Origin of the sequence: Pedobacter gandavensis, assembly GCF_014172405.1 — a bacterium.
Lineage (GTDB): Bacteria > Bacteroidota > Bacteroidia > Sphingobacteriales > Sphingobacteriaceae > Pedobacter > Pedobacter gandavensis.
This window is the reverse complement of the sequence record NZ_WNXC01000001.1, coordinates 1,040,261-1,053,711: the sequence shown is the minus strand read 5'-3', so window position 1 is coordinate 1,053,711 and position 13,451 is coordinate 1,040,261. Positions and strand designations below refer to the sequence as shown.

At 38.0% G+C, this 13,451-nt stretch carries 14 protein-coding genes; 9 read left to right on the top strand and 5 right to left on the bottom strand.

The annotated features are described in order from the left end of the window. Window positions 1–36: 36 nt before the first annotated feature. Window positions 37–1,170, bottom strand: coding sequence for a hypothetical protein (locus GM920_RS04155; protein WP_182953684.1), 1,134 nt, complete (start codon window positions 1,168–1,170; stop codon window positions 37–39). A 152-nt stretch (window positions 1,171–1,322) separates the two neighbouring features. Between GM920_RS04155 and GM920_RS04150 the strand changes: the two genes are divergently transcribed. The 5 genes from GM920_RS04150 to GM920_RS04130 all read left to right on the top strand — a co-directional run bounded on the left by GM920_RS04150 (window position 1,323) and on the right by GM920_RS04130 (window position 5,184). Then, window positions 1,323–1,754: a DUF6526 family protein gene (locus tag GM920_RS04150; protein ID WP_182953682.1), complete on the top strand. Its 432-nt coding sequence runs from the start codon at window positions 1,323–1,325 to the stop codon at window positions 1,752–1,754. A 119-nt stretch (window positions 1,755–1,873) separates the two neighbouring features. After that, complete coding sequence (locus GM920_RS04145) at window positions 1,874–2,209, top strand: PadR family transcriptional regulator (RefSeq protein WP_182953680.1); 336 nt, start codon at window positions 1,874–1,876, stop codon at window positions 2,207–2,209. Next, window positions 2,206–2,802 carry an HAAS signaling domain-containing protein gene (locus GM920_RS04140; RefSeq protein WP_182953677.1) on the top strand — a complete coding sequence of 199 codons (597 nt, stop codon included), beginning with the start codon at window positions 2,206–2,208 and terminating at the stop codon, window positions 2,800–2,802. Before GM920_RS04145 ends, GM920_RS04140 begins: the two co-directional genes overlap by 4 nt. Window positions 2,803–2,804: 2 nt before the next feature. Further along, window positions 2,805–4,124, top strand: a complete 1,320-nt coding sequence (locus tag GM920_RS04135; RefSeq protein WP_182953675.1) for a serine hydrolase domain-containing protein — start codon at window positions 2,805–2,807, stop codon at window positions 4,122–4,124. Window positions 4,125–4,200: 76 nt separating this feature from the next. Further along, a complete protein-coding gene (locus GM920_RS04130; RefSeq protein ID WP_182955352.1) occupies window positions 4,201–5,184 on the top strand; it encodes an alpha/beta fold hydrolase in 984 nt (327 codons plus the stop codon). Between the two features lie 13 nt (window positions 5,185–5,197). Here GM920_RS04130 and GM920_RS04125 read toward each other — a convergent pair whose 3' ends face one another. Further along, window positions 5,198–7,006, bottom strand: a complete 1,809-nt coding sequence (locus GM920_RS04125) for a serine hydrolase (RefSeq protein WP_182953673.1) — start codon at window positions 7,004–7,006, stop codon at window positions 5,198–5,200. 336 nt (window positions 7,007–7,342) lie between these two features. On the opposite strand from GM920_RS04125, the gene GM920_RS04120 reads away from it, so the two are divergent. From GM920_RS04120 to GM920_RS04105, 4 genes are all read left to right on the top strand, one after another. Then, window positions 7,343–8,179 carry a DUF6266 family protein gene (locus GM920_RS04120; protein WP_182953672.1) on the top strand — a complete coding sequence of 279 codons (837 nt, stop codon included), beginning with the start codon at window positions 7,343–7,345 and terminating at the stop codon, window positions 8,177–8,179. Window positions 8,180–8,334: 155 nt separating this feature from the next. Next, entirely contained in the window at window positions 8,335–8,886 is a 552-nt protein-coding gene (locus GM920_RS04115; protein ID WP_182953670.1) for an RBBP9/YdeN family alpha/beta hydrolase, read from the top strand. A gap of 120 nt (window positions 8,887–9,006) precedes the next feature. After that, on the top strand, window positions 9,007–9,825 hold the full coding sequence (locus GM920_RS04110; protein WP_182953668.1) for an AraC family transcriptional regulator: 819 nt from the start codon (window positions 9,007–9,009) through the stop codon (window positions 9,823–9,825). A gap of 61 nt (window positions 9,826–9,886) precedes the next feature. After that, complete coding sequence (locus GM920_RS04105) at window positions 9,887–10,717, top strand: NAD(P)H-binding protein (RefSeq protein WP_182953666.1); 831 nt, start codon at window positions 9,887–9,889, stop codon at window positions 10,715–10,717. Window positions 10,718–10,782: 65 nt separating this feature from the next. On the opposite strand, the gene GM920_RS04100 is transcribed toward GM920_RS04105, so the two are convergent. From GM920_RS04100 to GM920_RS04090, 3 genes are all read right to left on the bottom strand, one after another. Next, window positions 10,783–11,685: a cation diffusion facilitator family transporter gene (locus GM920_RS04100; RefSeq protein ID WP_182953665.1), complete on the bottom strand. Its 903-nt coding sequence runs from the start codon at window positions 11,683–11,685 to the stop codon at window positions 10,783–10,785. Between the two features lie 82 nt (window positions 11,686–11,767). Further along, on the bottom strand, window positions 11,768–12,142 hold the full coding sequence (locus GM920_RS04095) for a hypothetical protein (protein WP_182953663.1): 375 nt from the start codon (window positions 12,140–12,142) through the stop codon (window positions 11,768–11,770). 81 nt (window positions 12,143–12,223) lie between these two features. Then, window positions 12,224–13,426, bottom strand: a complete 1,203-nt coding sequence (locus GM920_RS04090; RefSeq protein ID WP_182953661.1) for a redoxin family protein — start codon at window positions 13,424–13,426, stop codon at window positions 12,224–12,226. Window positions 13,427–13,451: the final 25 nt, after the last annotated feature.

Below are 13,451 nucleotides of genomic sequence, written 5' to 3'. Positions count from 1 at the left end.
AATAGCCGGCCTGTTATATAGATCAATTGAATTGATTTATTCACCAAAGTTTTTCATTTTAGTCAGGTTGGGGATGTAAACTAAATAGTCGTAACCTTTGATAATTCTTTCCAGCTCTAAGTTGTCTACTTTCAGTTTGTTTTTAGAGATAGCTTCTTTTAAAGGTCTTAAATCATAATTATACCAATTGTTGTCTTTTACAACCGTTAAGAAAGATTTATACATTTCCAAATCTGCTAATGTTTCACCTTCTTCCTTGCCCATTACCATGACATGTAATGATTTTCTGTAATTTCCATCTTCAATATTGGAAACAAGATTACCGATATCATATACCTCTAATAAACTCTCACCTTTAGGGGAGTGGCCGGCACCAAATTTGAACAGGTTCTTTTTATCTTTCCATTCAGGTAGTTTTTGAAGAGTCAGGTGTTTCAGTAATTGAACTCTTAAACGGTGAATTCGGTTTAAATACAATTCCTGACTTAATTTTATGGCTTCAATTTGTTCTTTTTCATTGGCTGATAAATTTAAGGCAGTTAAGGCGTTCAGCTTTTCTGAAAAGTCCTTCGAAAAGAAATAGAACTCGGTGTTCTTTTTCCTGTCGAATGCTTTAGAATTATCCATCATTTGTTTATAGATAACCTTCGCTTTCGCATTTTTGGAATGTTTATTCAACTCTGAAATGATTACCCGATCAGAAAATAAGCTGACCTGCTCAACTCCATAAGGTTTTATTTGATGCTTAATGATGTTCTTGAGTAGGTCAAATTCAGCCTCCTGACTTAAAAAAGAGAAGCTTCTTTGGTTACCATACTCTTTTATGAATTTATTGAGTTCGTCTGGGGATAACGTTTTGATTTTTTCCTCCAGAATTTTCACCAGATATGGGTCTACCTCCAGAAAATAGTTGTCAAATTTTATGCTGTTAATGATTGCGTTAGTGAAGTAAGGGATTTCATTTTGAAAATGAAATTCACCAAGCACAACAGAGTTGCTTTTAGTCATTTCATCTTTTAGGTTGGTCCAACCTTTACCTTCAAATGAGTTGTTGTTATTTTTTTGAAATGTTGTATAGTTTTTCTGAATTAAACTATCCATTAAGGTGCTTTGTGCGTAACTGTAATTGGCAATAAATAAGGTTAGAAAAAGTAGTTTGGTTTTCTTCATTTCTTTTTTTTTCAGAAAGGTATAATTTATTTGTAGAATAAATTACATTTTTCAATATGCTTGTTGTTTAATGCCTTATTAATGAGGGTAATATTGTATATTACTATTCGTAAAGGCTTTGAATTGATCAAAATTTCTAAACGCTAACCATTATGCAAGATTACGAGAACCATATCCGTTTTTATCCTCCGCATCACTTTGTTTTTTATCCGGTAGTTATAGCTGGATTTGTGGTCTGTGTCACCAAGGCTTTTGGGGAAAGTGCCAACTTTTGGTTATGGATTTTTCTTGCTGTTCTTTTTGTGATTATAGGATGGCTATCTTTTATGTTACGCCAACATTATGCCTTGATTCTTCAAAATCGGGTGGTGATGTTGGAAATGAAATTCCGCTATTTTGTGCTGACTGGTAAGCGACTTGATTTGTTAGCAGATCGTTTGAGTTTTGGGCAGATTGCAGCACTTCGCTTTGCCTCGGATGCAGAACTTCCAGCCTTAGTTGAGCGGGCTGTGTTAACAGGACTGAGCCCTGATGAAATTAAAAAATCAATAAAGGAATGGTTGCCAGACCATAATAGGGTATAAGTAGATGTGCTATTTTCTGATCCATAGTAATTTCCTGTAGATAAGCTTGTTGTGGATTTTCTTTTGTATTTATAACAAAGTACATTGTATTGCTATGTGATTTGCTATATATTTACTTTATGAATGAAACCTTTGTATCAAATTGGAAGTCACAGGTTAAGAAAGGGACACTTACTTTTATTATCCTGAATATCCTTAAGGAAAACGAGTATTACGGTTATGAGCTTATCGAGCAAATCAGAAAACATACGGAAATAGAGATTGCCGAGGGGACATTGTATCCGCTGATGAACAGGTTGAAAACTGAAAATCTCGTGGATTCAAAATGGGTGGAGCAGGAAACGGGTATTCCCAGAAAATATTATTGCCTGACGGAAATGGGCACAAAGACCCTGGTTCAAATGAATGAATATTGGAAAAATTTAGAAAATGCTATCCAGAAAATAATCAAATGAAAATAGAGCAGATAAAATTCAAACAAGAGGCATCGAAAAGAGTGTACAATGATTACATGAAGCGTGTTAAGAAAGTAACGAATTCACTTTCAAAAGAAAGCCAGGATGATATCTACATGGAAATAAACAGTCATATTTTTGAGGCGATTCAACAAAGTACTGAAGGAAACGAAATTGATGCCTTACTGGATATTATTGAAAAACTGGGTAGCCCTGAGGAGGTTTTAAAGCCTTTGGTGGCGGATAAGAAATTGGAGCAAGCGACAACAACTTTCAATCCAATCCACATATTAAAAGCATTGGCATTAAACTTTACCAATGGTTTCTCGTACATCATTTTCTTTGTTTCCTACCTGCTACTGCTCGGATTTGTGTTTCTAATTTTTGCTAAAATTCTACATCCAAACGAAACTGGTTTATTCTTGAAAGATGGCCAGTTCAAGGTTTTAGGAATCAGTAGTGGGACAGAGCAAGATGGCTTCACTGAAGTCTTGGGGTCTTGGTTTATACCAGCTATGTTCTTCATCACCTTGTTTTTCTATATGTTGATCACTTTCACCTTAAAAGTCAAAAAACACCTAAATAAAAAATAACCATGAGAAAAAAACTACTATGTATCAGTATGATGACTGCAATTGCGACGACTTGTTTCTCGCAAACATTCAATCAGCAGCGTTTAGATAGCCTATTTAAGATTCTAGAAGAAAAAGACCAGTTTATGGGGAGCATTGCAGTTTCTCAAAATGGTAAATTGCTATACACCAAGGCGATTGGTTATGGTGATGTCGCATCTTCAAAAAAAGCAGATACGAAGACCAAGTATAGAATTGGATCTATTTCTAAGATGTTTACCGCAGTGCTCACTTTTAAAGCAATTGAAGAAGGTAAGCTATCGCTAGACCAGACCCTGGATAAGTATTTCCCAAAAGTTGAAAACGCCAGTAAGATCACTATTGGAAACCTGCTGAACCACCGTAGCGGTATTCATAATTTCACAAATGATGCAGTCTATATGGAATACCATACACAGGCTAAGTCAGCAGCGGAAATGATGGATATTATTGTTAAAGGGAAAAGTGATTTCGAACCTAACAGCAAAGGAGAGTACAGTAATTCTAATTACGTTATCTTAAGCTATATACTGGAGAAAATTTACAATAAACCATATGCTACGCTACTAAACAACAAAATTATCAGCCCATTACATTTGGCAAATACCTATTTTGGAACTAAAACTGACCTTCAAAAAAACGAATCTTATTCTTACCTCAATAAAGGTAAATGGGCTAAAGAAGCGGAAACAGATTTGTCTATCCCAATGGGTGCAGGGGCGATTGTCTCCAATCCATCAGATTTAACGGTTTTTATCACACAACTCTTTGCAGGTAAACTCATTTCGGAAAAATCATTGGCATTGATGCAAACCATCAATGGAAACTATGGAATGGGGATGTTTCAATTTCCATATTTTCAAGAGAAAAGTTTTGGACATACCGGAGGAATTGATGGATTTCAATCCGTTTTGAGTTATTTTCCGGAACATAAATTGGCTGTAGCATTAACTGCTAATGGATTGAATTATTCAAATAACAATGTATTGCTATGTGCTTTAAGTAGCTATTTCAATAAACCGTTTAAATTGCCGTCATTTAATTTTGTAGCTTTAAAACCAGAAGATTTGTCCGCATTCTTGGGTAATTATGCCAGTGCTGCAATTCCGGTGAAAATCTCCATCACGAATAATGAAGCCAAATTAGTTGCGCAGGCAACCGGACAACCTGCTTTTCAATTGGACGCGACCTCTCCAAATAGCTTTGAATTTGAGAAAGCTGGAATTGTATTGGTGTTTAACAGTGACAAGAATGAAATGACCTTGAAGCAAGGGGGAAAAGAATTCCTTTTTACTAAAGAATAAAAACGATCAGGTGTAACCTGACCCTATTGTATTGCGAAAGAATTCAATTTAAAGATCGAAACAGATGCTAAAATTTATGTGTTTACACAGGAAACAACTCCTAACGGTTTTTTTATTTATTTCTTCAATTGCAATAGGGAAGGCTGCCCTGCTGGACAAAAAGATTTCCATCAAGATAGACACCACAGAAGTACTGAAAATAGGGGGAATCAAGCAATTTATTAAGCTACAGGGCGCAGATCAGACAAAACCATTACTGTTATTTCTTCATGGCGGACCGGGAACATCATTGATTCCAGTGGCTGATACCTTCACGGATAAGCTAAAAGCGGAATTTGTAGTGGTTCAATGGGACCAAAGGGAAGCGGGAGAGACTTTAAAACTGAATCCTTCTCCTGAAAAATTATCACTGGTTTTGTTGCAGAATGATACAGATGAGTTAATCAAATACTTGTTAAAGAAGTTCAATCGTAAAAAGTTATTCCTGGTTTCTCATTCTTTTGGTTCGATGTTGGGCTTTAATTTTGCGGTTAAACATCCAGAATTGCTCTATGCTTATATCCCAATAAGTGGTATTGTAGACCAAAGGAAAAGTGAGCAATTGACCATGGAAATGTTAAACAAATGGGCACAAGAAACCAAAAATGATACCGCTGTAAAAGAGCTGGCACTGGTGAAGCTTCCATTTGAAAATGAGGACGACTTATTCTATTCTCAAAAATGGTTGTTCATTCACAATGGCGTTGATTTTGCCAAGGAGGCCAGTTTCAAAGTAAAGTATCATGATTGGCTGGCGATTTGGTTTCCAATGTGGAAGCAATCTGTAAAGAACAACCTGTTCAAAACCTTGCCGGTATTAAAATGTCCGGTCTATTTTATAGAAGGAATTGGAGACCAGCAAAAATCACACTATATCGTAGAAGATTATTATCGCTTTTTAAAAGCACCAAAGAAAAATATGTTTTGGTTTGAAAAATCAGGACATACTGTTTTTAACAGTGAACCAGAAAAGCTGCAGCAGGTCATCATTGATGAGATCCTGCCGGCAGCTTTTCAGTAATAAATGGAAGAAATTAGTTGTCTTTTCGCATTGCTTTGAATGACCCATTAGGCTGAATAAACAACATGGATTCCGCCTTTTTTCTATCCTTTACATCGAACTTTACGCTAAAGCCATTTAATGCTTTTAATTTAAAAGTATGGTCTCCTAAAGCAAGCGTTTCGTATTCTGGTTGCCCTGGGACATATACATACAAGGTATTTCCTTTAATAGATACTGTGGTTTTTACAGTTCCAAGCATATATGTTCCAACATATTGTTCCAGGGTTTTAAGGTCCAGGTTAACCAATCTAGGTGTGGCAGTAAAGATTGTTGGCTTCATACCAGGCTCTAATGAACTGGATAGGCTGCTTATTTTTCCATCCAGATCTCCAATGAAATTTAGGTTGATGTTGCTTTTGGAAGTATCCGTTTTTCCGTCCTCGATCTGCCTCAAGTTAAATACATCATAGTAGTTATGTTTTAACCAAAAGCTATATTTTCCCATTTGCGCAAATAAGGAGTCATTTTTGACCGTGACATCCATTTGTCCATACCCAGGGTTTGCAAATAAACCGGTGTACTCTTTTAATGGACGTGATGGTTTGGTATTTAGAATCTCCTTTACTACTGCCGATTTTTTAGCCAGTGCTTCCTTTTTCTTACTGTTTTCTCTTGCCTGAATGGCTTTGCCATTCCAGTCTATTGTTTTTAATTTGAAAAACCTATCGGCAATGCTATTGAGTACAATTTCCGGAACCTCAGAACCATTCTGATTGGTCAATACCACTACACCAAGTTTATCACTTGGAAAAAAGGAGACGCTGGCACTGAAGCCATCAATATTTCCGCCATGTTCTACCTGGTAATGCCCCCGATAAGAGCTGATCATCCAGCCTAAACCATAGCCATTCATATAGATGTCCGGATTTTCATCAGGCAATCCGCCTCCTCTGGCCATTTGGACACTCGATGCTTCGGTAATATAGGCTGGTGGCAACAACTCTTTCCCTTTAAAATTACCTTTAGAGATCCATAATTTCAGCCAGTTGGCCATGTCGTTTGCGCTACTGTTTATGCTGCCCGCGGGTCCCATACCATCAATATTATAATAGTCTATTTTTTTTATTTCATTACCCTCAGTTTTATAGGGTAGGGAAGCGTCCGCATCTTTCTCAAACTCAACAATAGAGGTTGTGGAACGGTTCATATCTAGTGGTAAAAAGAAACGTTCTTTGATGTTTTGTTCCCATGATTTTCCCGTTAATTTTTCTGCAATCATGCCTTGAGCCAAAAACATATAATTATTGTATTGCCATTTTTCCCTTAAACCAGCATTAGGTTCCATGTAACGCACTCTGTTAATAATGCTATCGCGGTTACTGGTATTAAATATATACCAGGAAAGGTCATAACGAGATAAGCCAGTACGATGCGTCATCAGGTCACGCACAGTGACCTGGTTGTTCAAATTGTCATTTGAAAAACGCAATTGTGGAAGATAAGATACTGCATTGCCATCAAGGGAAAGCTTGCCTTCCTTTTGCAGCATGCCTAATAAGCCAGATGTAAAAGCCTTAGTACTTGAACCAATTGCAAAAAGGGTATTTGAGGTCACTGGTTTCTTGTTTTTAAGGTCTCTGTATCCAAAGCCTTTGCTATAAAGAACTTGATCTCCATCTACGATCGCCACCGAAAAACCGGCTACATTTTGATCTTTTAAGATTTTATTGAGTAAAGAGTCCATTCCCTGCAGACGGACATCTGTTGGTTTTTGGTGCTCCTGTGCAATGCCTGTAAAGTTAATGGCTGCTAAAAAGCATAAAGTAAATGTGTATTTCATCCTTGAATATTAAAAAATGGAAGATTGTGATGCTTATCATTGATAAGACACCTGTAAATGAACTAAAGTTACAATCTATTTTATCCGGAGTGGTTCTAGGAGAAGCGAGATAGGCTGTAATATGAAATTATTGAATGGTGATTTTTATGGAGATGCTATTTGTGGGTTGCTAGGGCTATGCTTGCTTAAATTGCCAGAAAAGGAGGGTTAATCGCCGGTTTAGGTTGGGAAGGGGTTACTAAATATTTTAGTATTCTTGTAGGGAATTCGTAGGATATCTCTTTGTTTATGGCTAGCTTGGTTACCGTCAATTCAGACGAATTAATCAATTTTATCATGGCAATATGCAAAGTAGGCCCTTTTGGGCACCCTTCCGGAAAAATAGGAAATATGGTTTTTTATATGTTAAAAGGGCAACCGGTATGCCGTAGCAAGGGAAAACCAGGGAAACCAAGTTTAAAACAAAAGGCCAATCAAGAGAAGATGAAGGTGACAATGCAGCTCTTGAAACCGATGAAGGACTTTATCAACGTTAGTTTTAAGTTGGAATCGGAAGGGTCACTTAAAAATCCACACAATCTGGCGACTTCCTACAACAAGAAACAGGCTTTAACCGGGGAGTATCCTAATGTTAAGGTCGATTATAGCAAAGTGATGCTGAGTTATGGGGCATTGGAAATGGCTGCAGCTATGAAAGTCAGCAAGGGAGCTTCTGGTCTCAATTTAAGCTGGGATTCGGGTATAGTAGAGAACGGTGAACTGGATGATATCCTAATGGTCATGGTCAGTCATCCGACGAAAAAACGTGCAAGTAGCTTTCTGAATGCGGCTAAAAGGGGGGATGGTAGTTGTTTTATCCCCTTGGATAAGGAATGGATGATGGCGGAGCAAATGGAGGTTTATGTCTGCTTAAAATCTTCAAACGAGAAATTAATCTCTGACAGTATTTACGCGGGAAATTTGAATGGAGCTCCGGAAAGCCCGCTTGAAAAAGCAGAAAAGGAACATTACAAGGCCACAAAAGCTCGTTTTGATCAGGTTGCCGCGGATTATGAGCATAAAAGAATGGACTACGCGGAGGGAGTCATCGGAACTAAAGCATTCCGATACCTGGAAAAAGAATATCAGGTTTTAAAAGAGCGGCTAAAACATTTGCCTGGAAAACCCTCCTGAAATCAGGAATAAGTTTTAGGTTAAACGCTTTTAGAATGTGCTTTTGGGTATGTTAATGGGAGTGGTTTGTCGAAATTATAGGGAATAAAAGGTTCAGAATTTATTATTTATATTGCGCTATGGAATTGGCCTTTCAGGACATTTTTTAATAAATTATGAATACAAAACAAGTCTATATTATCCATGGTTACATGGCAAGTGTTAAAGATCATTGGTTTGATTGGATAAAAGCTGAACTTGAAAAGGAGGAAATTCGTGTCCATATTTTAGCGATGCCAGATTCTAGTAAACCACAGCCAGAGGCATGGATCAATCATTTAAAGGAGAATGTGGTACTTCATGAGCACACTTATTTTGTAGGTCATAGTTTGGGCTGTATTTCCTTGCTGTTATTTTTGAACCGGTATCAATTGAAAGCTAATGGGATGGTCTTGGTTGCTGGGTTTTTGGAAAAGTTAAAAGATATTCCTGAGCTGGATGGATTTTTAGTTGAGCAGATTTCTATCCCATTACTGATGAATAATGTACCGAAACGATTGGTGCTAGGGGCCGTGGATGATTATATTGTTCCGTTTGACTTGACAAAGAAATTAGCGGAGGCACTTGAAGCACCACTAATTACCGTTCCTAATGGCGGTCATTTTCTGGGGAAAGATGATTTTAAGGAATTTCCGGCGCTGCTGGAGGAGTTAAAAAAAATGGTTTGATAGGGACATTTATAGCTGATTCTTGCGGTATTGGCTATCCCATTTTTTTTCTGAATTTATACTAGATTTTGGGTAGCTTAGTATCAAGCAAATACGGCTAAGCTAAACATTCAAATCATCATGGATTTTCAGACTTTCCCACCTTCCGAAATACTAAGACCTTATGTCAGGTATTTTTATCGATTGGAAACAAAGGTAGGACTTCCATGTGATCAAAAAATGCTGAGGACAATTGCCGATGGTTGTCCAGGGATCATTTTTCAGGAAGACAGCAAAGGTAAATTGGTTCGTGATCAAAAAGTATTGCCTTCTGTGTTTTTGTTTGGACAATCCACCAAACCTTCAGATATATTGCTGACCGGTAGTTTTGATACCTTGGGTGTCTGTCTTCATCCTAATGCCTTAAATTCCTTGTTTGGATTGAATGCGGAATTACTCACAGATTCCTGCCTTGAACTCGATGAACTCTCTCCGAAAAACCAATCTTTTGTATCAGAAAGACTTAATCATACTCATTCCACAGCAGAGAAAATAGAAGTCCTAAGTCATTTTCTGCTCGGAAAAATTAAGCACAGACCTTTAGGGAGTCAATCTGAAATGCAATTTGCCATGAATAAGATGATGTGCTCGAATGGTGCTGTGTCTTTGAAAATGTTGCAGCAGGAACTCTTTTTTACGGAGCGGAGTTTTGAAAGAAAGTTTAAGCAATATGTAGGAATAACGCCTAAGTTGTTCTCCAGGATATGTCGTTTTCAATCTTCACTAAAACAGCTCAATAACCATCAATTTGATAAGCTTTCAGATCTTGCTTATGAAAGTAATTATGCGGATCAATCCCATTTTATCCGTTCTTTTAAGGAATTTACAGGATTATCACCTCATCAATATCGGAAGCGCTCCACTGAGTTGGCAGAGAACCTTTCTGAGCTGACCTTATAAATTTGTCGGGTTTGTTCTATTTTCTGTATTGCTGGGACCATAGTTTTGGTAAAAAAAAGCAATGGAAAATAATTCAAATATGATATTGGTTTTAGGAGCCAATGGTAAGACAGGCAGTCGGGTTGCAAAAAAACTGGAAGCCTTAAACCTATCTGTAAGAAAAGGCTCTCGTACTGCTCAGCCAAAATTTGATTGGGAAGATCAAAATACCTGGGCGGCTGCCCTTGATGGGATCAAGCGTGTTTACATCACTTTTCAGCCAGACCTGGCAGTTAAAGGGGCGGAAGCATGCATTGCTGCATTTGTGGAAACTGCGAGGAAGGCAGGTGTTCAACAACTGGTGCTATTATCTGGACGTGCTGAACCAGAAGCACAACGGTGTGAGCAAATCGTGATGGAAAGCGGTTTGAACTGGACCATAGTTAGGGCAAGCTGGTTTAATCAAAATTTTAGTGAAAGCTTTTTAATGGAACCCATTGCAGCTGGATACGTTGCATTACCTGTATCTGGAGTAAAAGAGCCATTTATTGATGCGGATGACATTGCTGATGTAGTGGTTGCCGCGCTTACAGCGGAAGGACATGACCGTAAAATATATGAAGTTACAGGCCCAAGGTTGATTAGTTTCAAGGAGGCGATCGATGAAATTGCTCAAGCTACAAATCGCAGTATTGAATATGTTGAACTCCCGCTATCTGATTATATCTCACAAATGAGGGCATATCAGGTCCCTGAAGCATCTATTGAGTTAATCTCTTATTTGTTTAGGGAAGTGCTGGACGGACGTAATGAGTCTATGACAACAGGAGTGGAGGAGGCCTTGGGAAGAAAGCCAAAAGATTTCAGTCAGTATGTAAAAGATAGCATAGCGGATCAGGTGTGGCTGGGCTAAAATTAACCTATAAATGCCCCAAGTTTTTGGTTGGGGCATTTAGATGATTTAATAATCGTTAATTACTAGTTATCGGGTTCAATATGAATCATAATGTCGTTGAACTTTGGTAAATTAAAGGTAATGTGGTCTTTAACGCGATGTGCAATATCATGTCCCTGATTTACAGTGATGTCCTTATTGACCCAGATGTGAAGATCAGCATGGTTCATGATCCCCATTTTTCTGATATGACATTTTTCGACATATTGAACTCCAGCTACCTCAGCTGCCAGTACTCTTACCGATTGGTTTAATTCCGGGTCAAGTTCTTCATCTAATAACTCACCGATTGCGGGGCGAAATATGCGGTAGGCATTGATGACGATGATCAGCGCTGCAAGTAGTGCCGCCCAGTCATCTGCAGATTCATATCCTTTGCCAGCAACTAATCCTATGGTTATCCCGATAAATGCTGCTGCTGAAGTGATCGCATCGCTTCGGTGGTGAAAAGCATCCGCCTTGACAGCTCCGCTTCCCAATTCATCAGCCGTTTTTAAAACATATCTAAACAATAGTTCTTTTGTTGCGATCACAAGCGCAAGAATGATTAAGGTATATGCTTTAGGTGTTTCGTGCGGTGTTCTAATATTGTGAATGCTCTCCACAGCAATGACATAAGCAGCTATAATAAGGGCAACTGCAATGCCTACAGCAGTAAGTGCTTCGGCTTTTCCATGCCCATAGGGGTGTTCTTTATCGGCGGGTTTAGCGGACCATTTTAGCCCAAACCACAACATTGCAGAGGTAAAAATATCTGCTGTTGATTCAATGGCATCAGCAATCAGTGCGTAAGAATTACCAAAAATGCCTCCTAAGGCCTTTACAACGGCAAGAATGGCACTGATAATAATCCCTATCAATGTAGTTTTTAGCCCTTTATTTGAAGTTGCAACTTCAACAGGGCTTTTATTTTCCTGAAATTTCATTTAAAATAAGTATTTGATGACAGCTTTATGCTGAATTGATATGATCTGTTTGGAGTAGATCATCTAAAAAGGAAGAAAAGAGTTAGATCCAGGGTGGCCTGAAAGTGGAAGCTAAGGCCGGGTTCGGATGGAATTTGTAGCCTGAGATTTTATTCGAAGCGGGTAAAAGTTTGCTGGAAACCGTAAGTTCAATATCGCTCACGTTACAGAATAATGTATGTGAATTGTGCGTGTTTATTTGCTTGAATGGTAGTTTCATATCCTCTACAGTATCATCATCATTTAAGTCCTGCCCGAAATAATGCATGGAAATAAAGGAAGACAGACTTAAAGTAGGATCTGACTGGGTATGAACTTTAAAGTGGTGTAAAAACAAAGGCAATTTATCAAACTGGTCCAATGTCAAAGCATCTGTGCTGATAAATAAAAGTAGGATGTAGATAAATAGCCTTTTCACGGCGCAAAAGTAGAATTTATTCCGCTGATATCAGGCTATTTTATCCGAATACACCATAAAAATATGGAATGGGTGTTCAGCTTACTTGTAAAAAACGAGCACCTTCATTGCTTTAGTCTTTTTTACCAAATCCAGGCCGATGTCATGAATTGATTTCAGTATGCCATTTCTATCTCTCAAGATTACATTTGTTTTGATATCATATCTTTTTGTCAAGCCCGTTTCATCCACAACGGGTAGCTCAAACTCATTACTTAAATAATCATTGGCAAATTCTTCCAGGCTTGCACCTTCACTTTCATAGCCTTTTCCACTAAAACTGTAACTCAAAGCTGTTTTTGCAGATTCTTCCTGATGGAATCCTTTATTTACTAAAGCATAAACGGGCATTTCCCGAAATTCTATTCTAGCCTTTACGGGCATCAATAATGGAAGTTTTTGTTGTAGTATTTGATATAAACTGTCTTTTGAATTTGGCTTAATCAAGAGGTCTAGACAATACAAACTTTGTTTGTTATTATAGTCTGAGACTTCCTTTTCGGGTATTTCATAGGCTATCTGTTGAGGGGAAACAATATGGTAAGCCTGTCGGTAGATTGACAATATGGTACTATTTATGAAAGTGATCCGCCTATTGTTATAGATACTGTTTAGGCTATAACGCTTACTCATGGCTTGTTGGCCAATCATGTAACTTCTGATACTGAAACTTTCCTGAACTGTACTGTCGACGGCAAAAAGATCCTCCTGATTGCTTACTGGTTTTTCTTTTAATTCGGCAGTTGATTTAACGGTTATGCCTTTAGCTAATTGATCAATCATCGCCTGATTAATCGAATCTGTTTTAACCAGGGCGATTACCTTTCCCTTGGCATTTACCACCGCACTTTGTCCTACATAAGCAAATCCAAATAGTTGATAAAGCGTAGCCGAAGTATCACTTGCGAGCCAGAGCTTAGATGGTTTCTTCTTTAGATAGTTGAGGAGTCTATTTGGTTCATCATCAGCAATGGCGATGACCTGCATTTTGCTCATATTCTTATTTTGCAACTTGGCTAAGTTGTCCATCTCGGGGATACAAGGGCTACACCAAGTGCCCCAAAAGTTCAAAATATAAAACTTGTTTTCTCCTTTGTTGGTCAGGCTGAAAGATTTTGTAGGCGCGTTTAATAAATTTTGGATGGGGATATTTGGAAATTGGTCGCCATTTTTAATTTGTAGACCCTGAGCAGCAACACGGATCGACAGCGTCAATAAAAAGAAATAGAAGAATACGGTTTTCATGATTTTGTTGGTTTGGACAAAGTTG

Excerpts from the sequence above, each read along its gene's own strand:
- GM920_RS04115 (WP_182953670.1), top strand. The coding sequence starts at position 8,335 with ATGAATACAAAACAAGTCTATATTATCCATGGTTACATGGCAAGTGTT.
- GM920_RS04130 (WP_182955352.1), top strand. The coding sequence starts at position 4,201 with ATGTGTTTACACAGGAAACAACTCCTAACGGTTTTTTTATTTATTTCT.
- GM920_RS04135 (WP_182953675.1), top strand. The coding sequence starts at position 2,805 with ATGAGAAAAAAACTACTATGTATCAGTATGATGACTGCAATTGCGACG.
- GM920_RS04100 (WP_182953665.1), bottom strand. The coding sequence starts at position 11,685 with ATGAAATTTCAGGAAAATAAAAGCCCTGTTGAAGTTGCAACTTCAAAT.
- GM920_RS04090 (WP_182953661.1), bottom strand. The coding sequence starts at position 13,426 with ATGAAAACCGTATTCTTCTATTTCTTTTTATTGACGCTGTCGATCCGT.
- GM920_RS04155 (WP_182953684.1), bottom strand. The coding sequence starts at position 1,170 with ATGAAGAAAACCAAACTACTTTTTCTAACCTTATTTATTGCCAATTAC.
- GM920_RS04120 (WP_182953672.1), top strand. The coding sequence starts at position 7,343 with ATGGCAATATGCAAAGTAGGCCCTTTTGGGCACCCTTCCGGAAAAATA.
- GM920_RS04140 (WP_182953677.1), top strand. The coding sequence starts at position 2,206 with ATGAAAATAGAGCAGATAAAATTCAAACAAGAGGCATCGAAAAGAGTG.
- GM920_RS04145 (WP_182953680.1), top strand. The coding sequence starts at position 1,874 with ATGAATGAAACCTTTGTATCAAATTGGAAGTCACAGGTTAAGAAAGGG.
- GM920_RS04110 (WP_182953668.1), top strand. The coding sequence starts at position 9,007 with ATGGATTTTCAGACTTTCCCACCTTCCGAAATACTAAGACCTTATGTC.
- GM920_RS04125 (WP_182953673.1), bottom strand. The coding sequence starts at position 7,006 with ATGAAATACACATTTACTTTATGCTTTTTAGCAGCCATTAACTTTACA.
- GM920_RS04105 (WP_182953666.1), top strand. The coding sequence starts at position 9,887 with ATGGAAAATAATTCAAATATGATATTGGTTTTAGGAGCCAATGGTAAG.
- GM920_RS04150 (WP_182953682.1), top strand. The coding sequence starts at position 1,323 with ATGCAAGATTACGAGAACCATATCCGTTTTTATCCTCCGCATCACTTT.